The organism is Mesorhizobium sp. WSM1386 (assembly GCF_055901595.1).
This window is the reverse complement of record NZ_CM148373.1, coordinates 6,302,185-6,325,697: the sequence shown is the minus strand read 5'-3', so window position 1 is coordinate 6,325,697 and position 23,513 is coordinate 6,302,185. Positions and strand designations below refer to the sequence as shown.

Sequence of the window (23,513 nt, the reverse complement as noted above, 5' to 3'; positions counted from 1 at the left end):
CATTACTCGACGAGCTTGGCTACCTGCCGTTCAGCGCATCAGGTGGAGCATTGCTCTTCCATCTGCTGAGCAAGCTCTACGAGCGCACCAGCGTCATCATCACAACAAACCTCAGCTTCAGCGAGTGGGCGAGTGTCTTCGGCGAACCGAACTTGTCATGAGACCTTCCTCCTTGAGCGCCTGATGCGTGCGAGCCTTGCTCGTGGCGTATTGATTTGGTCATCCGAGAGTTCGATTTGCCACGGCTGCCCCTTCGTAAGCTGGCGCCCGTCGAGCAAGCCGCATGCGAGATAGTCGAACACAGTTTGTGGTGTGACCCCCAGGGCGGCCGCTGTCCCTTGAACCTAGTAGGTTACATCTCGCAACTGTTCCCGTTTGACAACGAGCCGAAATCGACTATTTTGTTATAACATCTTGCACGCGGGTGGAGTGGGAGCATATGAATAGCCTTGAGCAAATCGCATGGGCGAAGGAATTCCGAGAAGTCCGGACCCCGCCGGAAATGGCCGGCTTCGGACGTCGCTGGATCCCGCCTTCCAAGTACGCCTCTGGCTACGAAGACTGTTTTCAGATAGAGTTCAGCCTTTTGCTCACCACCAAGCACTTCAGCATGCGAGAAGAGTGCCTCGAAAATCATCGAGGCACCGACCGCTTCGTATTCCTCTATCACTTAGACGGACGCCGCACCGTCTCCCCGTCCAACGGCGAGGCACTTGAGCTACAAAAGCCCACGTTCGTCGCCTACTTCCATCCCAAGGGGGTCGACGCGATAAGTCAATGGTCCGCAAGCCAGTCCGAGACGGCGCTGGCTCTCGGCTTCGACCCTGAGGATCCGCCAAGCGTCGTGGCTGAGTTTTCTGAACAGCTAACGGTCCTGCAGGAGCTATTGCATCATCCCGGCGGCCGATTTACCTGGATCGAGCTGCCGCTATGTTCGGAAATGGAGAAGATCGCAAGATCGGTCATATTTCGCAGCATCGGTCAGCGTTTTGTACACCATTATGTCTCTGCAAAGGCCAAGGAGTTACTTTGCATTACTTTAGATAGCCTAATTTCACTCGGCTCTGTAAAGTCCGACCACGTCCTAAGCATGGGTGAAAAGTTGGAGCATATTAAAAACGTTCTGGATGGCGATTTGCAGAACAAACTGTCGATCAGTAAGCTCGCGGAAGAATTCAATATCCCAAGCCGTCGCTTCAACAAGGCATTCGCGGAGCGGTACGGAATAAACGCCCACGATTACCGGACCATGGTACGCCTCTCAAGGGCCGTCGATCTGCTCGTTAAAACTGACATGCCGCTGAAGATGATTTCCTATGAGGTCGGATACGACTATGCATCCAACTTTTGTCTGGCGTTCAAGAAGCACTATGGGTACACGCCAAAGGAAATTAGAAGTGGCGGTCTATTGCAGCATGCTGCCGAGTGACGATCGTCGAATTGGGCCGTCATAATCGCTATATTGCTACAGGTTCGTTTGGTAGCTGGGCCATCATTTGAACAGCCAGTCACTACTATTCTTAAAGATGGTGCGCGCTTACCGGGGCGGCCAAGTTGAAGCGGCTATCAGGCGGTCAGGGCTAGAACATTGAACGATTTGAGCGACCACCCGGGAACAACGACCCTATCCGACAGAGTGTACGGCATAGTGCGTGAAAATCTGAGAAGTGGTGTGTATAAGCCCGGCGAGAAGATCACGCATCGCGCCATAGCCTCTCAACTGGGGGTCAGTGTTACGCCTGTCCGAGAGGGGATCACGCGTCTTGTGTCCGAGGAAAGCCTGTCAATGGAAGGTCCGAAGACCATTAAAGCTCCAAGCCTGGAGCGGTCAGATTTAGAGGAGATCACGAACATCCGCGTCAACCTTGAAGGATGGGCAGCCCACCTTGCGGCGGAAAATGCCTCGACGTCGTTTATCCGCGAGTTGGAGCAACATCATCTTGTCTATTGTGCGCATCGCAGGGCCCGCGACTCCAAGGCGAAGATGGTGGCAAACGCCAAGTTCCACTTTGCACTTTATGCTCAGTCGAAGACGCCCCGGCTTCTGGCGATTATCGATAACCTTTGGGTGACAATCGGTCCGACACTGGGCCTGCTTGCAAATCGAGGATACGAAGACAACGACGGCGAAAGATTTCACGAGGCCGCAATCGCTGCGCTGAAGGCAAGAAATGCCGCCGCCGTCCAGGCCGCGATAGTCAATGATATACTCACCGCTCGTTTGAAGATCCTGCAAATCTTAAAGCCCGAATAATTGGCCGTACGATCTATTCCTCCGCTGTTTGAAAGGATCGCAACCAATCACCGTCCGCGCGAGCGTGCGAGGATGCCTGCTTCGTAAGGCTAATGACAGAGCTTTTAGCTCAGGTCATGGCCTTCAGGGTACAGAGGGTTCTTGTTTCGAGACAGCGGTCATCCGGCAGGAGAAGATCAGCCTGCGCTTTCCAGTCGGTGCGTGCTAAGGAAAATCATGTGTCTAGGCAGCCGATGGGCACTGCGTCGGGCTGGCCTTCATATCGGAAGGTTTGGACCGTTGGAAAGCATGTCTACCTGGCCTGCTGCCGGTTTTTCGGACACGAAGTTAAGCTAACATAGCTTGTTCCTCAAACTCCACGGGGCTCAGATAGCCCAGTGTCGAGTGCCGTCGCCGGGGGTTGTAGAAGCGCTCGATGTAATCGAACACATCTGCCCTGGCGTCACCCCTCGTCCTGTAGACCTTGCGGGCCGTGCGCTCGGTCTTGAGCGACGAGAAGAAGCTCTCCATTGCTGCATTGTCCCAGACATTGCCCGACCGACTCATCGAACATGTAATGCCGTGGTCGGTCATCAGGCGCTGGAACTGCTCGCTCGTGTATTGCGATCCCTGGTCGGAATGATGCAGCAGGCTGTCGGGCTTGCCTCGGCGCCAGATCGCCATGATGAGGGCGTCGGTGACGAGCTGGGCCGTCATCTCGGCCTTCATCGCCCAGCCGACGACCCGCCGGGAGAACAGGTCGATCACGGCGGCAACGTAAAGCCAACCTTCCGCGGTCCAGATGTAGGTGAAGTCGGCGATCCATTTCTGGTTCGGTGCCGAGGACTCGAAGGCGCGGTCGAGGATGTTGTCCGACACTGCCGCTCGCTCGCCGGTGTCCTTCGGCAGCCCACGACGCCGCGGCCGGGCACGCAGCCCGTTCTCCCGCATCAGCCGCTCGACACGATGCAGGCCGCAGGAAAGACCCTCGGCCAGCACGTCATGCCTACGCGACGAGAACCATAGGTGCGGTCGCTGCTCTTGAAGCTGCGGTCGATCCTGGACACGAGGATCTCGTCAAGCCGGGAGCGAGCGCTGGGGCTGCGGTTGAGCCAGGCATGGAAGCCTGAGCGGGACACATCCAGCGCACTGCACAGCCATGCCACCGGCCAGACGTTCCGGTGCCTCGCGATGAAAGCGAACCTCATGTCACTTCCCTCGCGAAGTAGGCTGCGGCCTTTTTTAGGATGTCGCGCTCCGCCTTCAGCTTCGCCACTTCCTTGCGCAGCCGGTCGATCTCCTGCTGCTCTGGCTTCATCTGCCCATGACCGGGAAATGCATGCTGCGGATCGGTCGACAGCTCGCGCACCCATTTGCGCAGCACATTCTCGTGGAGATCGAGGTCGCGGGCAGCCTGGGCCACCGCAACGCCCCGATCCTTGATCAATCTCACCGCCTCAAGCTTGAACTCGCGGCTAAACTTCCTTCTTTGCATTCCCACTCTCCAGTTCCGTCAAGCACCTTATCTCGGTGTCCACGAAACCGGCAGCAGGCCAACCAGCGCGATGGGCGGCCACGTCAGTATCACCGGTACTTACTTAGTGGAAGCGAACTCCATACGTTGTGTCAAAGTTCGCGGTCGAAGGGTTGACAAAGAATTTGGCTCGCGAACTTGGTCCGTTAACATCCGCTGCAACACGATCTCGCCAGAGTCGATCGACAGCGCGGACGCATGCGCACGCAGAAGGGAGCCAGAGCCAGGGTATCACATACGAGGAGGCGCTGCAGCGGCGCCTCTCCTATATCTCTATGAGGACAAAGATCGATCCGACTGCAATCGGCGAGATGGCTTTCTTTCTGTCTTCGAGGGAAGCCAAACATGTCACCGGGCAATGCATAAGCGTCTGTGGCAACGTCGAGTGGGAAGACTAACAAGTGGGAAGACTAAAAATGAGCAATAAGACCATCGTAACATGTTCTGTGACCGGTGATGGCGCATACAACGAGAACATGAAGGCCGTGCCTATCACTCCCGAGCAGATCGCCGACGAGTGCATCTCAGCAGTTAATGCTGGCGCAGCGATTTGCCATATCCATGTCCGGGACCCGAAGACGGGCGCGAAGAGCATGTCACTTGAGGCCTATAGGGAGGTAGTGGAGCGTATAAGGGCGTCCGCGACCGATGTCGTGATCAACCTCACTACCGGCGTTGGCTCAGTATATATTCCAGACCAAGAAGAGCCACTTCGGCCGGCGGCCGGTTCTACCCTTTCGACGCCCGAAGTCCGGGCGCGTCAGGTCGTCGCCCTTCGGCCCGAGCTTTGCACTCTAAACGTTGGCACCATGAATTTCGGGACAGTCGCTGTACTCAATACGCCGGATCATACGGCGGCTATCGCGAGAGCGGCACAGCAGGTTGGCACCACTTGCGCGATCCTAGTCTACGATGTTGGCCACATCTTCGCCGCGCGGAAGATGCTTGATGAGGGGCTGATCAAGAAACCACCGTTTTTTCAAATCTGCTTAGGAGTTGCTGGATGTGCACCGGCGACTCCGGAAGTCTTGCTCGCTATGCGGGGACACTTGCCGCACGAAGCAAATTGGGGCGCATTCGGCAAGTCCGAGGCTGAATTTCCTATGGTTGCTCAGACCGTTTTGTTAGGGGGTCATGTTCAGGTCGGTCTCGCAGACAATCTCTACCTCTCTCATGGAAATTTGGCTCCCAACAACGCGGCTCTTGTAGAGCGAGCAGTGGCGATCGTGCGGATTCTTGGTGGCGAAACTGCCTCTCCTGCCGAGGCGCGCGAAATCCTTGGCCTTAAGAGCCAATCTACTTTGATTTGATTGGTCGATCTTCAAAGCTTTAGTTCATCAGGCTGTTGAAATAGGCGAAGCCTGAGCGCTTTTGTCGTGATTCATTGGCTCTATCGAAATTGGAGCTGATGGATCCGCGGCGTTGAAGTGAGGACGGGTGAACTCTACAGCTCTGTTGATCTGGAGAATCGTGTTCGTCGTGATCATCGTACGCCTCCGGCGACGGCCGCCTTGCGCGAGCATAGAACCGTAGCGAGGCTGCGCTCTTAAGGTTGCCCTTACGAGCGTAGTTAGCAGCACAGCATGAGCCATGTGACGTTATTGACCGGGCCTGAGCGTCGTGGTCGTTGGAGTGAAGAGGATCAGTGCCGGATACTGGCCGCGGCATTCGCGCCCGGGTCCACGGTGGCAGCGGTAGCGCGTCAGTACGATGTCGCGACCAGCCTGATCTATAAGTGGCGGCGCACGATGAGAACCCGCGAGACGGGCTTTGCCGAAGTTGTCGTGGTTCCCGATAGCCTTTCGCCGCTTCGGTGCCGGCGGCGCCACCAGCGATGATCGAGCTGGAGATCACCGGCTAGAGCACGTCCTGTGATCGATGAATCGATTGTGATGTGACGGCGGCCTTGGCAGATGATTCAACATCCACTTTGGTGAGGTGGATGATGGGAAGATCACTGAGCGAGGATCTCCGGCTGCGGGTCCTGAAGGCGTCTGACGCGGGCATGTCGGCCCGGCAGGCTGCGGCGCGGTTTGGGGTCGGGATATCGAGTGCGATCCGCTGGATCGCGCGGGCGAAGATCGGCGAACTGGCGCCGCGGCCGCAAGGCCGCCGCCGCGCGTCCAGCCTCGATGCGCATGAAGCCTTCATCGTCGGGCTGATCGATGAGCGCAAGGACATCACGTTGAACGAGATGGTAGAGCGGCTGGAAGGCGAGCGGTCGGTGCGGATCAGCCGCAGCGCCTTGAGCGCATGGCTTCGCGGCCACGGGTGGACGTTCAAAAAAAGTCCGCACACGCACTGGAGCAGGACCGCCCCGACATCCTGAAGCGCCGCCGCGCCTGGTTCGACGGCCAACTCGATCTCGATCCGGCGAAGCTCGTCTTCATTGACGAGACCGGGCTGTCGACCAAGATGGCCCGTCTGCGGGGACGTGCGCCATGCGGTGAGCGCTGCCGGGCCGGCGTGCCGCACGGCCATTGGAAGACGACCACCTTCACCGGCGCGCTGAGGTTGACGGGTATGACCGCACCATTCGTCTACGACGGTGCCATGAACGGCAGTGTGTTCCTTGCCTATGTCGATCAGGTCCTGGTCCCGACCCTGGCGCCGGGCGACGTCGTCGTGATGGACAACCTGCCGGCGCACAAGGCGGCAGGCGTGCGAGAGGCAATCGAACAGGTCGGCGCCAAGCTATTGTTCCTGCCGCCATACTCGCCCGACTTCAATCCGATCGAAAACGCCTTCTCAAAACTCAAGGCTCTCATGCGCGCCAAAGCCGAGAGAACCATCAACGCCCTGTGGGACGCCGTCGGTTCGATCCTCGACCAGTTCACACCAGCCGAATGCGCAAACTACTTCAAGGCCGCAGGATATGACCCAGATTAAACAGGATGTGCTCTAGGTGCGGCTGCGGATTCCGCTGACCACGCCGCCGACACTGGCGGCGGCGATTACCCGAGGATCGTCAGCAAGATCGGCAAGGCTCCCCCGCAGTACCCGGACATCGATGACGAGTGACGACGCACCGTGCCGCATCGAGGGGGTGGGTAATTACCGCTCAAAGCCCTGTGGGCACACGCCAATGGATGCTCACTCGGGAAATTCAGGAGCCTGCGGCGCGACAATGAAGCTGCGAGCGTTGCGTCAATCAAGATGAGAATGCTGGCGTGTTGGAACGCAGGGAGGGCGTAGCCCGACTGGAGTTTCAACACGCCAGCGCCGCCGCCTTTTCGAGGGCGTTTGTCTGGTGATTGCGGTTGACCGGGTATGCCGGTGGTTTTTCCGATTTGGAGGAATCACTTTGTGCCCGGCCGCCAGGTAACCGATCACCAGATGAGGCTCTACATGAAGTTCCGTCAGACCAATTCGACAACCGTCGCGGCGGCAAAGGCGTCGATCAGCACAGCCACGGCCTATCGCATCGAGAAGGATTCGAGGCTGCCCTCGCAGAAGAAGGCGCCGCGGGAACGACGCCGGGCCGATCCGCTTGCCGATATTTTTCAGACCGAGGTCGTGCCGATGCTGCAAGCGGCGCCCGGCATTCGCGCGATAGCTATCTTCGAGGAGATGCTGCGCCGCCACCCCGATCTCGGCAACGGCGTTCGCCGCACCTTGGAGCGGCGCGTCCGCTCCTGGCGCGCCGTCCACGGCGCGGAGCAGGAGGTCATCTTCCGACAGGTGCATGAGCCCGGCCGCCTCGGCCTGTCGGATTTCACCGACATGGGCAAAGCGGCATCACGATCGCCGGCCAGCCGCTCGACCACCGGCTCTATCATTTCCGGCTCGCCTATTCCGGCTTCGAGCACGCTCATGTCGTGCTCGGTGGCGAGAGCTTCGTCGCCCTGGCGGAAGGCCTGCAGAACGCGTTGTGGTCGCTCGGCGGGGCTCCCCGCGAGCATCGCAGCGACAGCCTCTCGGCGGCATTCCGCAACCTGGACAAGGACGCCCGCGAGGACCTGACGCGCCGCTATGACGAACTGTGCGGCCACTACGGCATGACCCCTTCCCGCAACAATCGCGACATCGCGCATGAGAACGGCTCCGTCGAAGGCCCGCACGGCCATCTCAAGCGGGCGATCGACGACGCGACTCTGATGCGAGGATCGAGCGATTTCGGCGATCTGGCCTGCTACCGCAGCTTCGTCGACGAGATCGTCAGCCGTGTGAACGCCCGCAATTCCAAGCGCATCGACATCGAGCGCGCCGACCTCCAGGAACTGCCCGTCCGGCGCACATCCGACTACGAGCAGGTCACCGTGCGCGTCACCTCATCGGGCGGCTTCACGCTGCGCAAGGTGTTCTACACCGTGCCCTCGCGCCTGATCGGCCACCGGCTCAGGGTGCGCCTTTTTGACGATCGGCTGGACATCTTCATCGGCGGCACCTTTCTCGTGACGCTGCCGCGCGGACGTGCCTCTGCATCGGGCAAACACGACCAGGTCGTCAATTACCGGCATGTCATCCATTCACTGCGTCGCAAACCGATGGCGCTGTTGAACCTGGTCTATCGCGACCAGCTCTTTCCGCGCGAGGCGTATCGGCACACCTTCGACATGCTTATGGAGCGGCTGCCGGAGCGGCAGGCCTGCCGCATCATGGTGGATCTTCTCGCCATGGCTCACGAGCGCGCCTGCGAGAGCGAACTGGCCGACCAACTGGACGCCGCGCTGCAGGCGCGCCGATTGCCCGACATGGCCGCCTTGCGGGAACGCTTCGCCCCCGATCCCTCCCGGCTGCCGAATGTCGTCGTGCGCCTTGCGCCGCTCAATGCCTATGAAGCCCTGCTCGGCGCCAGCCTGACGGGAGACGCGGCATGAAGACCAACACCACTGTCGATACCGCCAAGCTCAGCCTGCTCCTCAACGAACTGCGCTTGCCGGCCATCAAGCTCATGTGGCCGCAATTCGCCGAACAGGCCGACAAGGAAGGCTGGCCCGCCGCCCGCTTTCTGGCCGCGATCACCGAGCATGAACTGGCCGAACGCGACCGCCGCCGCATCGAACGCCACCTCGCCGAGGCCCGCCTCCTGCCGGGCAAGACCCTCGACACCTTCGCCTTCGAGGCCGTGCCGATGATCTCCAAGGCCCAGGTGATGGCGATCACCGCCGGCGACAGCTGGCTGGAGAAGGGGGCGAACCTGCTTCTGTTCGGCCCGCCCGGCGGCGGCAAAAGCCATCTCGCTTCAGCCATCGGCCTTGCGCTCATCGAGAATGGCTGGCGGGTGCTCTTCACCAGAACAACCGACCTCGTCCAGAAGCTTCAGACGGCACGCCGAGACCTGGCGCTCGAGAGCGCTCTGGCCAAGCTCGACAAGTTCCATCTCCTGATCCTCGATGATCTCGCCTACGTCACCAAGGACCAGGCCGAGACCAGCGTGCTGTTCGAGCTCATCAGCGCCCGCTACGAACGGCGCTCGATGCTCATCACCGCCAACCAGCCGTTCGGCGAATGGGGCAAGGTCTTCCCCGACCCCGCCATGACGCTTGCCGCGGTCGACCGCCTCGTCCATCACGCCACCATCTTCGAGATGAATGTCGAGAGCTACAGGCGCCGCGAAGCCATGGAGCGAAAGCGTGGCCCGGGACGCCCCGCGTCCTATGCCACACCCGCCAACAGCGCCGCTGATTGACGCGCCGACAATCAAACCGACAAACCCTCTTGCGCGCGACAATCAATGCCGCGATCATCACCTCCGCCGCGACACCAGATTCTCATCCAGATTGTCGCGCGCTTCTCATCAGAATTGTCGCGCCACAGGAGCCTTCACGCTGGTTGGAAACATTCCGCACGCCCACCTGGATGGACTATCACCGTCTCCATCATCGCCTGACGGCAGCCGATAAGGAACTCGATCACCAGGTTCTTAAGCTGGCCAAGGTAGACTAGCCCTCCGCAACGAGCATCCTGGTCGAGCGACCCACCGCCAGCCGGGGCGGGCTGCCCTGCTTCTTCAACAGACGCTTCAGCAAACGCTTCGCCGCCTTGGTATTACGGCGCGTCTGGACGATCTCATCGACCACGTATCCGTCCTGATCGACCGCCCGCCCAGCTAATGCTTCTGGCCGGAGATGGTGATGACGACCTCATCCAAGTGCCAGACGTTGCGAGGCTTGGCGTCTTGCGCCTGAGACGGCGAGCGAATGCGGACCCGAACTTCAGGCCCCCGCGGCGGACCGTCTCATAGAACACGGCGATGCCGCGCTCGAGCAACATCTCCTCAACCAGCCGCAAGCTCAAGGGAAATCGATAGTACACCCAGACCGCATGGGCGATGATCTCAGCCGGAAAGCGATGGCGTTTGTAGCTGACGGGCTTGTTCATGCCGGACCATCTACACCGCTCGATCTAATGTCCGGGTTAACGTGACAATACCGGATTACCTCCGCTTCAGCGTAAGCGGTGCGCCAAGGCACCCTGCAATAGGCCGATGACCATGGAGCTTTCGCGCCATCACATGGTAGGCGATGTCAAACACGCGTTGAGACCAGCGGCCGGCTGATGTCAGTTGACCACAGCCACGGCTTTCCATTCTGCCATGGCCTGCAGGCGGTGAATATGTGTAGCGAGAGCTGAACGTTTTGAGCGGGCGGGATGAAGAGATTGCGCAGAGCCGGGAAGATCGAACGAAGCGTTGCCCTGGTGACGGGACTGTCACGAATTTCGTGTGCGGGTGGGCATAATGGGTAAAAAGGATTCCCACTATGACCCGACGCAAAGAGCCTGCGATACCAAATGATCTTCTCGACCAGCTTCTGGCGGGAGGCGCAGCCAGTGCAGCCTTCGAACAAGGCGGCCTGCTGGATACGCTCAAGAAGGCTCTGACCGAGCGCGCCTTAAACGCGGAGATGGACCATCATCTGGCGAGCGGCGAAGACGCTGGCAATACGCATAACGGCTACGGCCGCGAGACCGTGACGACGCAGACCGGCAAGCCGGAGATCGACATACCACGTGATCGCCAGGCCAGTTTCGATCCGCAGTTGATCGCCAAGTATCAGCGTCGCTTCCCCGGCTTCAACGAAAAGATCGTGTCAATGTATGCGCGCGGCATGAGCACCCGGGAGATCACCGGGCACCTGCATGATCTGCATGGCATCGACGTGTCGCCGGATCTGATCAGCACGGTGACGGACGCCGTGCTCGATGAAGTCGCCACTTGGCAGCAGCGCGCGCTCGATCCGGTTTATCCGCTCATTTTCTTCGACGCGATCCGGGTCAAGATCCGGGATGAAGGGATGGTTCGCAACAAAGCCATCCATATCGCGCTGGGCGTCCGAGCCGACGGCGCCAAGGAGGTGCTCGGCCTGTGGCTCGAGCAGAATGAAGGCGCCAAATTCTGGCTGCGGGTGATGGACGAGCTCAAGAACCGTGGCGTCGATGATATCCCGCTGGCTGTCGTCGATGGCCTGAAAGGCTTCCCCGACGCGATCACCGCCGTTTTCCCGGAGGCGATCGTTCAGACCTGCATCGTCCACCTGCTGCGCAACTCCATGGACTTCGTCTCCTGGAAAGACCGCAAAGGGCTGGCGACAGCGCTCAAGGACATCTACCGTGCCGTCGACTGCCGGGGCTGCCGAAAAGGCGCTACCGGTGTTCGAGGCCGGCACCTGGGACCCGCGCTATCCCGCCATCGGCCAGAGCTGGCGGCGTCCCTGGGGCGAGGTCATCCCATTCTTTGCATTCCCTGACGAAGTCCGCCTGATCGTCTACACCACAAATGCGATCGAGGCGCTGAACTCGAAGCTTAGGCGGGCTGTTAGCGCCAAGGGCCACTTCCCCAGCATGAGGCGGCCACCAAGCTGCTCGATCTGATCTTGAAGCGGTCCGAAAAAGAGTGGAAAATGCCGCCCCGTGAGTGGTCCATGGTCAAGGCCCAGTTTGCCGTCATCTTCGGCGAGCGCTTCATCAAAGCCATGGCGGCATAATGTTCAACCGCCCACCCGCACACGAAATTCCTGACAGTCCCCTGGTGACCGGAAGCCTTGCATCATCCGCTCCCGTTTTCGCAGCGGCACATGTGCATTCTCCGCCTGCGGTCACATCAAGTGACCTGACACAGCATTGTTCCTTGCCTTGGCTCCATCGTCGTTGCGGTCACTTCTTGCCGTCGCGAACGTTCATGGCCATCAGGCACAGGATTTCAAATCCTAGGTTCGCCGCATGCAGCGATGTAATGTTGCCGTGATCGAGATATGGAGCGACCTCACAAACGTCGGCTCCAATTAAATTTACTCCCTCGAAACCACGCAACATGACTAGAGCGTCCCGCATGGTGAAGCCACCCGGCTCCGGCACGCCCGTGCCAGGGCAATAAATCGAATCCAGTCCGTCAATGTCGAACGACAAGTACGTCGGCGCCTCGCCAACGACTCGACGAGCTTCAGCGATTACCTTGTCTCGCCCCATAGACTCGAAGTCCTCCATGGTGATCACCACCATACCTACGCTCCTCGACCATTCGCAGTCTGCGGGACCGCTCCGGAGCCCGATCTGGACGGTCCGCTTTGGGTCAAGGAGGCCTTCCTCTACAGCTCGACGGAACGGAGATGAATGCGTATACTTAAAGCCTCGAACCAGATCGACTGTATCGCTATGAGCGTCGAAATGGATCATTCCGACTGCTCTATCGTGCGCCAAGCCCCGCAGGACCGGAAGTGATATCGAGTGATCTCCGCCCAAAACCAGCGGCCGGACGGCTTTGTCTTTTATTGCTCGGAAAGCGGCCGCGATAGTGTTGTAACTTTCGTCAAACTGCGAAGGATGAACACCAACATCTCCAAGATCAGCGATCTTAGCTAGTTTGAAGGGGTTGACCCCGGTATAACCGTTGGACATTCGGACGATACGCGACGCTTCACGAATGCTTACGGGAGCAAATCGACTACCTGGCCGAAACGTCGTGCCTAGATCAAAGGGAACTCCGACGATACCGATATCAACTCCGCGAGCCTCCTCCATATCCACTACGCGCGAACGCATAAAACTTCCGATTCCTGCGAATTTGGGAACTTTGTTTGCATCAACGGGCGCGAAGTCGGGAATTTGGTTCGTCACGTTCAACTCCTGAGAATTACCTTGTTTGTAAATTGCCCACAACGGCACCACTGGTTCATAGCGGATTGGCCCCCCGCGCACTAGCCGTCTAGAGTTATTCCGGGGGACACAGATTTATGATCAGAGCCAATCCCTTCTATTACACCGCATCATGGTGGAGGGGCACTGAAACGCGATGTCGACTGCGACAGATTCTTGGGACCTTCTGGGCCGTCATCGCCGGGGTCATGGTCCTTTCCGGGGTCGAATGCCTCATGATGGTGTTCGGGTTGGGCGCCTCAACGTGTGCAACGAAGTTCGAAGTCGACGTCAGCCGATTCAACGAGGTCACCACAACCACCGTCCCGGCGGGGACATCACGGTTTCGGAAGCGGACCCGCGATTGGGATCGAGCGCGGATCTGTCACGCCATCTTTTCGCCGCCCCACTCAAAGCTGGGTGCCGTCAACCCAGAGGCAGTGGAGCAGAACCGCGATCTTGCGAGCAACCGCCACTTTCGCCTTTTTCATACCTATCCGCTTCGACAGGCGAAGGCCCCACGCCTTCAACGAAGACCATTTCTTTGTCCGGTGCAGAGGACGCTGGCCGCTTCGTATAAATAGGTCCGCAACAGCCGATCTCCCCAGCGTGAGACACGGCCGTTGACATCTGTTTCCCCAGATTGTTTTCGCCGCGGTGTCAGACCAAGGTAGGCGCCGACGTCACTGGCCGAGGAAAAGCGCGAAGGATCATCGATCGTGTGGCGGTAGGTCAACGCCGTCACGACGCCGGGAACCGTCATAAGCCGGCGCGTGGTGTCATCCTCACGAGCAAGGCGTCGTACCTGCCGGTCCAGCTTTTCCTGTTCCCCTGCAGGCCTGTTCATGGACGGTCAGAAGCGGCTCGATCACGGATCGAAGCTGATGCCCGTCGACAACCAACGCCACGACCTTTCGCCGAAACTGCGCACCGATTGAGCGACTGAACTGCAGCCCGTACTCTTTCAGCATTGACCGGACTTGGTTCTCGAGATCGCGGCGGATGGCGATAAGTCGCGATCGCGCCACCAGGAGGGATCGGGTTGCCTGGCTCTCTGTGCTTTTGACCTTGACCTCCCGATACCAGCCGACGCGAACCAGCTCGGCCAGACCGCGGGCATCGTTCTCATCACTTTTGTTCATTCGAACTGAAAGTGCCGCCTTCGCATGTCGAGCATCAATGCAGACAACCGGCATTCCGACCCGTTTAAGCTCATGCCAGACCCAGCTGGACATGGCGCCCGTCTCGAATCCGATGCGCGCGGTGCGCGTTTGCGGAGCAACTCGATAGTGCTCCCGGATCGGACTTCACTTTTCCTTGGAAGACAGACCTTCCAGCATCATCGACGACGCAAACACTGGTCTCTCGCGCGACACATCCAATCCGACATATTGCTTCACTGCGGCTCCTCGATCTCAATGGTCGGCGGCTTTTGCCGTCAGCCGAATCTTCGTTCAAAGGAGCGACGGCAGCAATTACGTCATCGTGTGCAAAATTGACCCCATAATGGAGTGCGCCCCTCGGGCCGGACAGATTGAACAAGCGGAATTGACTTGGAAGCCGGGCTTTCGTGACTTATAACACGCACAGCATCGAGTTCAAACGTCAAGTAGTGCAGGAGTACCTCTCCGGCGAGACGCTGCATGGTCTCGCCAAGCGGCACACACTGCCGCGCAACCTGATCCGCATCTGGGTCCAGAAATACGAGGCGGGCTCCTTCGACGAGGACGTGGCGGCGGCCGACACGATGCAGACCTATGAGGCGCGGATCGCAGCGTTGGAGCGGCTGGTAGGCCGGCAAGCCTTGGAAATCGAGTTTCTAGAGGGGCTCTGAAAAGCGCACCACGTCCGAGAGGCGGAACTACATCCGTGATCACCGGCCCGGCAGTGTCTCCATCGCTGAAGGATTCCGGCTGATGAGGATTGCGCGATCAACCTACTACGATCAGCCCGAAACCGCCGTGGATGACACAGCGCTCGTCGAGACAATGGGTGAGATCTACGACAGCCTCGAAGCTTACGGTTATCGCCGCATGCAGGGGGGCTGCGGCAGCGCGGCATCGTCGTCAACCACAAGAAGGTCAGACGGTTGATGCGCGAGCCTGATCTGCAGCCCAGGATTAGGCGGCGACCGCCTGGCTCGCCCGAACCCTTCAGTGCATCGCCGGCGGTTGGCCCAACGCCGAACTCGACCAGCTTCTGCCATTCAACCACCACGCCGGCTGAACGGCCACAGCTTGGCGCTTACAACCAGCTGAAATCAGACGATCGTGCCGTGCTCCGACGGCTCAGGGTGGTATCGCCGTGTTCGCCATCCAAGGCCAGCATATCGCCGCAATCAGCCGAGACGGGTGATGAAATGGCATTCTCCGTCGGCTGCTGCTATTGGGGGGACCAACGTTACCGATTGAATAATCAATCGACTGCCTGAATAACTAATCCTAATTCCCCCTGATCTGTTGTCCATGCGAGGGTCGGATAGCGCTGGCGGCTTTCCGGCCGACACGGCGTTTCTGAGCCGACTGCGTTACTGAGACAATCGAAAAGGAGGAGGAACGAAGCATGACAATCACTAGACGCGAATTGATCAAAGCAGGCGTGGCCGCCGGAACGGCGTTATCAATGCCCACAATCGTTCGGGCGCAGACATCACCGTCGGATGCTCGGACGGTGCGCTGGGTGACCTTCAACGCCCAATACGATCCGATCTTCTCATTAGATGCCGCACAGCACGCTCTAGCGATTTACGACACGCTGTTCGCCAAAGACCTTAAAGGGTTCCCTCAGCCGCAAATGGTGGGAAAGTGGAGCGTTTCCAACGATAAGAAGACTTACACTTTTGAGCTTCGTGATGGCCTAGCCTTCCATGATGGCACCCCGGTTAACGCAGCGGATTGCGTGGCTTCGATCCGACGCTGGGGGCAGGTTGACGCCGGTGGAAAGATGATTATGGAGCGGGCCAAAGACATCTCAAAACGAGATGACAAGACCTTCGCGATCGCACTCACCGAACCGTTTCCATTATTGATACCTTCTCTCGCAGGACAGTATTACCTAGCTATCATGCGCGAGAAAGACGCGAGCCGCGCTGCCACGGAGCAAGTCATTTCGAACATTGGATCCGGGCCATTTAAGTTCAATGAAGCGCTGGCCAAGCCTGGGGCAAGCTTCACCTACGACCGAAATGAGCAATATGTACCCCGTCAAGAGCCGCCAGACGGGTACGCCGGCGGAAAGGTCGTCAAGGTCGATCGGGTGGTCTGGCAAGTTATTTCGGATGAACAGACTGCCCTCGCGGCGCTGCAAGCGGGAGAGGTCGATTTCGTTACAGCACCGGCCTCCGATCTTTATCCGTTGATCGAAAGCGATCCCAACCTCGCACTGGAAAACATGAACGAGTCGGGCTCAGATTTTTACGCGCGCGTGAACTGGCTGCAACCGCCATTCAATAACGTAAAAGCACGCCAGGCGATGCTTCACCTGATTGACCAGGAAGCATTTATGATAGCTGCCGGCTTTAATGCAAAATACATAAACCCCATCACATCAATCTTTGGAAGAAACACGATCTACACTAACGACGAGAATACGGGATGGTATAAAAAGGGAGGCGATCCGGAAAAAGCCAAGCAACTCTTCCAGGACGCGGGATACAAGGGCGAAACGGTTCTCATATTGCAGCCCACGGATTGGGCGCCAGCCAGCAAGGCTGCAGAATATCTGGCATTCACTCTACGAAAGATTGGAGTCAATGCTGAGCTTGCGCCGAGCGACTGGGACGCGGCGGTAAAGCGCGCCGAAAACAAAGGATCGGTCAAGGACGGTGGCTGGAGCGTCTTCATCGGCAGTTGGACCGATGCCAAATTCGATAATCCGATCAGCACGCCGTTGTTACTCGCCAATGGCGAAGGCGCTTTTGTTGGCTGGCCGAAGAACGACGAATACGAGGCTCTCCGTGCTAAATGGGGAGAGGTCGAAACAGTTGAGGAGCGTCAAGCACTGGCCCGCAAAATGCAGCGCCTTGCGTGGGACTTCGTGGGTACGATCTGGCTGGGTCATTCTTTTTCGCCAATCGCTCGCCGAAAATCTCTGACTGGCCTCGTTCATGTTTTGTCGGTGACTTTCCCAATGTGGAATATGCAGAAGGTCTCGCCCTGAGTGAGGACCATTTGTCGCAGAATAGTGTCGACCATCGCCGTGGTGGCGATGGTCGGGACTTTCGTGTTCCTGCTTCTCAGACTGGCGCCCGGCGACCCGGCGGCTATCATGGCCGACAAGTGGGCACGGCGGAGGTGACCGCCGGCATCCGCGAAAAGCTCGGTCTAAACGATCCGATGCCAGTTCGGTTTGTACGCTGGGTGCGCGACATGTTGAGCGGCGATTTCGGCATGATCGCTGAAGCGGATCGACAGACGACGGTTTCATAGCACCGTCGCATCCTGACGCGGGAACTGCTTGCCGCCATTTTACATCTCGCGATCAGGCAAGAGCCAGATGTCTCTGCTAAGCGGCAAGTACACGACAACGGAGTTCACAACATGAGTAACATTCGGGCGCCTTGGCGCATTGGAATCGACGTCGGTGGCACATTCACCGATTTGGTCCTGATCGATGCGGACGGTGCCATCTTCGCCTTCAAGTCGCCCTCCGAACCCGCGAATCCGGCGGTCGGCGTCATCCGGACCATCGAAGGGGCGAGCCGAAAGCTAAAAGTCGATGTTCGCGATCTGCTTTCTGGTTGCTCACATTTCCTCCATGGCACCACCGTTGCCACAAACGTGCTACTCGAGCGCAAGGGTGCGAGAGTCGGGCTCATTACCACCCATGGTTTCCGAGACACACTAGAAATCCGGCGCGGATACCGCGAATTCATGTGGGATCACCGCACACCATGGCAGGACGTGCTCGTGCCGCGGAGCCTGCGTCTGCCCGTCATTGAGCGTGTGGCCCCCGACGGGCGGGAGGAGCAGACGCTTGACCCGCAAAGCGTTGCCGTCGCGGCTGACGTCTTCCGGCGCGAGGGCGTTGAGGCGGTGGCGATCTGTCTGTTGCATTCGTATGCCAATAGTTCCCATGAGCGAGTCTGCGCGGACATCCTAGTGCAGTCCCTGCCCGGCGCGTACATCACCACCTCCTCCAGTCTCGCTCCGATCTTGGGCGAATTCGAACGGACCTCAACCACCGTGGCCAACGCCTACGTTGCGCCTAAAATTCTCCCGTATCTGCGGGAGTTAGCTAATGAACTCAAGAGCCGTGGACTGAAGCGCGATCTTCTGCTTGTTCAGAGCAATGGCGGAGCTATCTCCTTGGAGCAAATTGGTGAGCGCCCTGTGGCTTTGGCGTTGTCCGGTCCCGCTGCGGGCCTTGCTTCTCTCCGACATTTCCAGCAAATCACCGGAAACGACAACCTGATCTCCATCGAGATTGGCGGCACAAGCTGTGATGTGACGGTCGTTAACAGTGGCAAGGTTGCGGAGACGGATACGATTACGGTTGCCGATACCATGATCGCGCTCCCTAGTGTCGAAATACACACGATCGGCACTGGGGGCGGTACCATATGCGGAGTTGACGCAGGCGGATTGATCTTCGTAGGTCCCGAAGGTGCCGGCGCCAAGCCGGGGCCAGCCTGCTATGGGCTAGGGGGCAAGCAGCCGACCGTAACCGATGCGCAGTTGATGCTCGGCCGGCTTCACGAAGGCTCTTATGCTGGTGGTTCATTGAACCTCAGGCGCGAGCTCGCCGAGGCCGCTCTGCACGACGCCTTTGAGAGCGTGCTGGATGATGTCAGGGTCGCAGCCGGCGCGATCATTCAGCTGAGCGATCTCAACATCCGCCAAGCTATCGAGAAGGTCAGCCTGGTCCGCGGACTTGATCCCGCGAAATATGTCCTTGTCGGAGCGGGCGGCGCGGGTGCCCTGCATGTTGCAGATGTTGCACGCAAGCTCGGGATGCGGCGTGCCTTCATTCCGCGGCTCGCGGGCGTTTTCTGCGCATTTGGCATGTGCAACGCCGACGTACGCCACGACTTCATAAGCACGATCGGCGCGCCGCTCGGGAACGATCTTATCTCAAGGTTGGACCAGGCCTTTGCGGCTCTTACCCGGCAGGGCAAAGATCTCCTCCTGGCGGACGGCTTCGCCCCAGAAGAGATCGACTTCGAGCGCCGCATCGACCTGCGCTACGCAGGCCAGCAATGGACCATAGGCTTAACGGTGGACGAACTCGATCCCGCGAGTCTGCGCAGTCGGTTCGAAGCCGAGCACGAGCGAGTCTACGCGTCCGTGCAGCCTGATTCTGTGATAGAGCTCATGACCGCACGTGTGTCCGCCATTGGGCATCTGCCGACTGTAAGGCCGGCTGCCCCCCCGGTCTCTGAGCGCGCGTTGGCGCCAATAGCAAGCCGCCGCACCGTGCAACTGACCGATGAGGCCGAGCCCCGCGCCGATGTACCTATCCTCTCCGGTGTCCATCTTAGGCCCGGCCATCATTTTGTCGGCCCGGCCATAATTGAGGAGGCGACCACGACCATTCTGGTTGGCGCTGGTGACGTAATGGAAGTGGACGCGTTCGGCAACTATCACATCGACATCGCTTTGCCGACTTCGGGACAGAACGCATGACCGACGCTATTCTCACGACGCTTTTGCAAAACCAGCTCGACCACATTTCCAAGCAGATGGGTTGGGTGATGGAGCGCACGGCTCGCAGCCCTATCTTCAGCGAATCCCACGACTTCTCCTGCTTCATCGCCGATGCGCGCGGCCGGCTAGTTTCGGTCGCTGACGGCATCCCTATTCACACCGGTGGCGGTGGGTTCGCCATCGAAGCAGTGCTGCGCGACTATGGCCGGGAGAATGAAATCGCGCCAGGCGACGTGTTCATTCTGAGCGATCCCTATGAAGCCGGCGGCAATCATCTTCCGGATTGGACGATCATTAGACCAGTTTTTGTCGATGACATTCTACTCGCCTTCACGTGTAACCGCGCACACCAGTCCGACATCGGCGGTGGCGCGGCCGGGACCTACAATTCAGCAGCCACAGAAATTTTCCATGAAGGTATCCGCCTGCCGGTGATGAAACTGGTCAGCGCGGGGAAGGTACGGGAAGATGTTTGGCGTCTGCTGAAGCTTAATTCGCGCACACCACATTTGGTCGATGGTGACCTGCGGGCGATGATCGGCTCAACCAAAGTTGGCGAACGGCGAATCCTAGCTTTGGCCGAGGAATTCGATATAGTCGTGGTCGAGCAATGCTTCGACGCCATTCTCGACCACGCCGAGTCATGTATGCACCGGGCACTTAACGCTATTCCAGATGGACTCTACGAAGGCGTGGATGCATCGGACAACGACTGCTTCCGGTCCGTCGAAGTCCCGGTACAGGTCGCGGTCACGGTAAAGGGAGATTCGGTAAAGGTGGATTTCACCGGCAGCGCTCCTCAGATTGCCGGCTTTAAGAACAGTTCGATCGCAAATACTTATTCGGCAGTCTATGTGGCGCTGTTCTCATATTTCGGCGTAACCATTCCGCGCAATTCCGGCGCATTTCGTCCTATCGAGATTATAGCGCCGGCCGGAACTGTGGTGAACGCAAATTTCCCTGCGCCGATGACCGCGAACACTGGGTATCCGGCGGTAGAAATCATCTACGCCATCTGGAAGGCATTAGCGAAGGCAGTGCCGGATCTCGCCTGCGCCGGCTGGGTCAAAGGGAGCAGTTGCGTTACGTCAGGCAGGGACGACGCTGGCGAGACCTACGTCATGTATCATATGCTTGCCTACGGTGGCGCCGGTGCCGTGTCGGGCCGGGACGGCTTTCCATCAATTGGGGGCGTGATTTCGATGGGTGGAATGCGCATCCCAAACGTTGAGGTCTTTGAGCGGAAGTATTCGGTCCGCATCCATCGCCAGGAAATGCGATGTGATGCTGCCGGTGCCGGCCAATATCGTGGCGGCACAGGAATTGATTACGAAGTCAGCGTTTTCGGCCGCGCGTTCTACTCGTTTCGAGGCGAGGACAGTCGCACCGCGAGTGGCTTCGGGATTTGTGGCGGCGGAACCGGCAAGAAGGCCGACATTGTAGTCAGAAATCAAGCTGGCGCGGAAATTGCTACGCCACAATATGGCGTCATGGAGCTGCCGCCGACTAGACTGTCGATCTCATCGGCAGCTGGAGGCGGATGGGGCGACCCACGGGACCGCCCGGCTGACCGCGTATTGCGCGATGTGCGAGACGGCCTAGTAAGCTCTGGTGCAGCGCGCGACATCTATGGGGTCGTCTGCACTCGCGAGGGCATAGACCACATTGCTACGGCAAAACTGCGCAAGAGTTGGGGGCGAGGCACCAGGAAAACTGAGTTCAGCGCTGACCGTGACAGTCCTCACCTTGTGGATGAGCACTCATCGATCAAATGAGTGCTCTTCAGCATTTCGCAGCCAATCTTAGGCCGGACACTGTGCTGTCAAGCAATGGTTCTCGCCGGCCTCCACGGGGCGAGGGTCATGCGGCTTGGAGTACGGCGAGCTTCTTGTGCTTGGGCAGGTCGTCCACGGGCGAGCGCGCGGACCAGGCGCAGGCAAGCTTTGGGCATTGGGAAAATGCGTACGACGTAGGTGCGGCGTCGGATCTCCTCGTTGAGGCGCTCCGGCAGTTGGGAGCGTCAGGTGCTTGTGGTGCTGCCTAGCAGGCGGAAGAAGGAACAAGGTGAGCGTCTGCTCGATGTTCTCCTCGACCAAAGCGGCGAGATTGGACAGCGCGCCTCCGTGAGATCGCAGCGGTCATAGATTTACCCGAGCTCCTGCAGGGAATCGTCGGAATGCTTGCGCGGCGGGATCAAGCACGTTCCTGACGAAGTGCAAATATCAGCGCTGCCAAGCGGCGTCGGCGGCTTCGGCGATCACCTCGCCCATCTTCGCGACGAGCGCGGCGGGATAGTGGGACAGGACCAACTCAGCGTCCTGAGGCCGCTGCACCCCTGCACCTTGAGGTCGAGCAGACGCGTGTACAGTAAGACCGTATGTCCGTCTCTTAGCGGGTTGAAGTCAAGCGCTTGTCGAGCTTTCCGCTTCGCCGGCGCGTGGCGTTTTTCGCGAGGTGATGCTTCTCTGCGGGATCGGCGCTCGGCCGTCGCCTTGATGGGGATCAGAAGAATGGGGCGGAACAATCTCGGAAGCGTCCTGATCGTTGTGATGCGACCGGCACTGCAACCCTCGCGAACTCACCTCATTCATCGTCCCGCGAAGGACGCTCTTTCCATCGGCTGGTGGAACCTTATATAGCGTGATCCTTGTCACGCTGGCCGTGCGATCATGTTTCATCTCCGTGTTCGACTGTTCGACCGTCCCCGACCTAGTTTCGGCTCGGCCGGCGCGCAGTGGCCGGTCAAGGGTGGCCGAAGGTCAGCGCGCCGCGTCTTGCCCTTGACGGGCCACTGCGCGCCGGCAGGCTGCAATGGTCGGGCGCACGATCAGGCGGCCTTCGGTATGATGTCTTGTCGTGTCCAGCGGAACTCTGTGCCGTCGCGCCACATGCGATGCATGATTACCGCCAGCGGCGAGCCAATGCGACAATTGCCTTCTGTCGGCCGCGCCGCCTGGCGACATTCATTGCCCACGCCCTCAGCCGCGACCATTTCGTCACGCGCGTTAGCAGCGTCTGCGCGGCTTCGTAAAGCAGCGTTCGCATCATGCCGTCGCCGCAGCGGGATATCCGGCCGATGCGGCGGCTTTCGCCCGACTCATGGAGCACCGACGTCAGCCCCAAGATCGGTCCGACCGCCTTGGAATTGCGGAAGCGGGCCGGAACGTCGATGGTCGCCATATAGGCCAGCGCCACCACCGGACCGACGCCCGGTATCGTCGTCAGCCGCCGGCAGACCGCATCATCGCGGACGATGGCAAGCAGCTTGCGGTGAAGCGCGGCAAACGTCTCGCGCAGCTTGCTGGGCGCCTCGAGCAGCGGTTCGACGATTTCGGCCAGATCGGGCATGCCTTCGGTGAGCTCGCGGATACGGTGCTCGAATTTGACGGCCCCGATCATGCCGACCTTGAGGCCGAAGTTGCGCAAAAGCCCGCGGATGTCGTTCTGGATGGCGATCGCCTTGTCCTGCAAGAGCTTGCGCGCCGTCAGGAGTGCCCGGCGCTTCTGGCTCGTCAGCGTCTTGATATGGACCGGGCGGAACAGGTTGACCCGCATCATCTGGGCAATGCCGCGGGCGTCAATGCGGTCGGATTTGTTCGGCTGCGCCTCCAGGAAGGCCTTGGTGTGGCGGGTCTCGATGCAGATCACCGGTAGGCCGGCTTCGGCCAGGCCGCTGAACAGCCATTGCGACAGCGGCCCGGCCTCGAGGCCGATCCGCTCAAAGGTCCAGGCAGGATCCGAGAGCACCCGCACAAGATCCTCGGGATGGCTCGGCACCTTCATCTCCCGGCATATCTTGCCTGTTTCGTCGACAATGCAAATTGCGGTCTCTTTTACGGAGACATCCAATCCTGCATAATGTTACATGCTGCGCTTCTCCCTGTGATGCTTGTGGCTGCGGGCATGCAGACCACGTTTAGCCATCAGCTCGTAGCGCAGCACCTTCAACCTATCCACCATGCATTGTCGCCCGAAGATAAGGGCTCAAGCCGAATACCCCATCTCGGTTAGGCCGAGCCGATCCTCA

Annotated in this window: 13 protein-coding genes and 12 pseudogenes; 17 read left to right on the top strand and 8 right to left on the bottom strand. The window is 59.2% G+C overall.

Annotated features, from left to right (window positions below; all coding sequences use genetic code 11):
• Positions 1-2: 2 nt before the first annotated feature.
• From AC0NIH_RS30815 to AC0NIH_RS30805, 3 genes and pseudogenes are all read left to right on the top strand, one after another.
• A pseudogene (locus AC0NIH_RS30815) lies at positions 3-158 on the top strand (ATP-binding protein); the annotation flags it as partial.
• A 281-nt stretch (positions 159-439) separates the two neighbouring features.
• On the top strand, positions 440-1,429 hold the full coding sequence (locus AC0NIH_RS30810) for a helix-turn-helix domain-containing protein (protein ID WP_473469792.1): 990 nt from the start codon (positions 440-442) through the stop codon (positions 1,427-1,429).
• A gap of 159 nt (positions 1,430-1,588) precedes the next feature.
• On the top strand, positions 1,589-2,254 hold the full coding sequence (locus AC0NIH_RS30805; protein WP_473469794.1) for a GntR family transcriptional regulator: 666 nt from the start codon (positions 1,589-1,591) through the stop codon (positions 2,252-2,254).
• A gap of 327 nt (positions 2,255-2,581) precedes the next feature.
• On the opposite strand, the pseudogene AC0NIH_RS30800 reads toward AC0NIH_RS30805, so the two are convergent.
• Positions 2,582-3,728, bottom strand: a pseudogene (locus AC0NIH_RS30800) (IS3 family transposase).
• A gap of 128 nt (positions 3,729-3,856) precedes the next feature.
• Here AC0NIH_RS30800 and AC0NIH_RS30795 point away from each other — a divergent pair.
• The 7 genes and pseudogenes from AC0NIH_RS30795 to AC0NIH_RS30765 all read left to right on the top strand — a co-directional run.
• Positions 3,857-4,165, top strand: coding sequence for an SDR family oxidoreductase (locus AC0NIH_RS30795; RefSeq protein ID WP_473562769.1), 309 nt, complete (start codon positions 3,857-3,859; stop codon positions 4,163-4,165).
• An 18-nt stretch (positions 4,166-4,183) separates the two neighbouring features.
• Positions 4,184-5,077 (top strand): beta-keto acid cleavage family enzyme, encoded by an 894-nt coding sequence (locus tag AC0NIH_RS30790; RefSeq protein ID WP_474025103.1) that lies wholly within the window; start codon positions 4,184-4,186, stop codon positions 5,075-5,077.
• A 273-nt stretch (positions 5,078-5,350) separates the two neighbouring features.
• Positions 5,351-5,605, top strand: coding sequence for a transposase (locus AC0NIH_RS30785; RefSeq protein WP_473469900.1), 255 nt, complete (start codon positions 5,351-5,353; stop codon positions 5,603-5,605).
• A 107-nt stretch (positions 5,606-5,712) separates the two neighbouring features.
• Positions 5,713-6,656 (top strand): IS630 family transposase gene (locus AC0NIH_RS30780; RefSeq protein ID WP_474025262.1). Its coding sequence is split into 2 segments (ribosomal slippage): positions 5,713-6,049 and positions 6,049-6,656, totalling 945 coding nucleotides; the frame shifts between segments, so codons are not numbered across the junction.
• A gap of 417 nt (positions 6,657-7,073) precedes the next feature.
• Positions 7,074-8,587 (top strand): annotated as a pseudogene (gene istA / locus AC0NIH_RS30775) (IS21 family transposase).
• Positions 8,584-9,399: an IS21-like element helper ATPase IstB gene (istB, locus tag AC0NIH_RS30770; protein ID WP_473469767.1), complete on the top strand. Its 816-nt coding sequence runs from the start codon at positions 8,584-8,586 to the stop codon at positions 9,397-9,399. Before istA ends, istB begins: the two are co-directional and overlap by 4 nt.
• A gap of 125 nt (positions 9,400-9,524) precedes the next feature.
• Positions 9,525-9,653: pseudogene (locus tag AC0NIH_RS30765) on the top strand (MFS transporter); the annotation flags it as partial.
• A 35-nt stretch (positions 9,654-9,688) separates the two neighbouring features.
• On the opposite strand, the pseudogene AC0NIH_RS30760 reads toward AC0NIH_RS30765, so the two are convergent.
• A pseudogene (locus tag AC0NIH_RS30760) lies at positions 9,689-10,091 on the bottom strand (IS6 family transposase); the annotation flags it as partial.
• Positions 10,092-10,271: 180 nt separating this feature from the next.
• A pseudogene (locus AC0NIH_RS30755) lies at positions 10,272-10,393 on the bottom strand (IS6 family transposase); the annotation flags it as partial.
• 78 nt (positions 10,394-10,471) lie between these two features.
• On the opposite strand from AC0NIH_RS30755, the pseudogene AC0NIH_RS30750 reads away from it, so the two are divergent.
• Positions 10,472-11,695: pseudogene (locus tag AC0NIH_RS30750) on the top strand (IS256 family transposase).
• Between the two features lie 24 nt (positions 11,696-11,719).
• On the opposite strand, the pseudogene AC0NIH_RS30745 reads toward AC0NIH_RS30750, so the two are convergent.
• The 3 genes and pseudogenes from AC0NIH_RS30745 to AC0NIH_RS30735 all read right to left on the bottom strand — a co-directional run.
• Positions 11,720-11,803: pseudogene (locus AC0NIH_RS30745) on the bottom strand (IS6 family transposase); the annotation flags it as partial.
• A gap of 61 nt (positions 11,804-11,864) precedes the next feature.
• The gene (gene speB, locus AC0NIH_RS30740) at positions 11,865-12,824 is read right to left on the bottom strand and encodes an agmatinase (RefSeq protein ID WP_474025102.1); all 960 of its coding nucleotides are present in this window, start codon (positions 12,822-12,824) and stop codon (positions 11,865-11,867) included.
• 403 nt (positions 12,825-13,227) lie between these two features.
• Positions 13,228-14,242: pseudogene (locus AC0NIH_RS30735) on the bottom strand (IS110 family RNA-guided transposase).
• Positions 14,243-14,412: 170 nt separating this feature from the next.
• Here AC0NIH_RS30735 and AC0NIH_RS30730 point away from each other — a divergent pair.
• From AC0NIH_RS30730 to AC0NIH_RS30705, 6 genes and pseudogenes are all read left to right on the top strand, one after another.
• Positions 14,413-14,676, top strand: a complete 264-nt coding sequence (locus AC0NIH_RS30730) for a transposase (protein WP_473468887.1) — start codon at positions 14,413-14,415, stop codon at positions 14,674-14,676.
• A gap of 210 nt (positions 14,677-14,886) precedes the next feature.
• Positions 14,887-15,273 carry a transposase gene (locus AC0NIH_RS30725; RefSeq protein WP_473468939.1) on the top strand — a complete coding sequence of 129 codons (387 nt, stop codon included), beginning with the start codon at positions 14,887-14,889 and terminating at the stop codon, positions 15,271-15,273.
• Positions 15,274-15,404: 131 nt separating this feature from the next.
• On the top strand, positions 15,405-17,000 hold the full coding sequence (locus AC0NIH_RS30720; protein WP_473468889.1) for an ABC transporter substrate-binding protein: 1,596 nt from the start codon (positions 15,405-15,407) through the stop codon (positions 16,998-17,000).
• Positions 17,001-17,048: 48 nt separating this feature from the next.
• Positions 17,049-17,251: pseudogene (locus AC0NIH_RS30715) on the top strand (ABC transporter permease); the annotation flags it as partial.
• A gap of 129 nt (positions 17,252-17,380) precedes the next feature.
• Positions 17,381-19,465, top strand: a complete 2,085-nt coding sequence (locus AC0NIH_RS30710) for a hydantoinase/oxoprolinase family protein (RefSeq protein ID WP_473468891.1) — start codon at positions 17,381-17,383, stop codon at positions 19,463-19,465.
• Complete coding sequence (locus AC0NIH_RS30705) at positions 19,462-21,261, top strand: hydantoinase B/oxoprolinase family protein (RefSeq protein ID WP_473468894.1); 1,800 nt, start codon at positions 19,462-19,464, stop codon at positions 21,259-21,261. The genes AC0NIH_RS30710 and AC0NIH_RS30705 overlap by 4 nt, the downstream gene beginning before the upstream one ends.
• A gap of 85 nt (positions 21,262-21,346) precedes the next feature.
• On the opposite strand, the pseudogene AC0NIH_RS30700 reads toward AC0NIH_RS30705, so the two are convergent.
• Both AC0NIH_RS30700 and AC0NIH_RS30695 read right to left on the bottom strand, forming a co-directional pair.
• Positions 21,347-21,837 (bottom strand): annotated as a pseudogene (locus tag AC0NIH_RS30700) (transposase); the annotation flags it as partial.
• A gap of 476 nt (positions 21,838-22,313) precedes the next feature.
• Positions 22,314-23,335: pseudogene (locus AC0NIH_RS30695) on the bottom strand (IS110 family RNA-guided transposase).
• Positions 23,336-23,513: the final 178 nt, after the last annotated feature.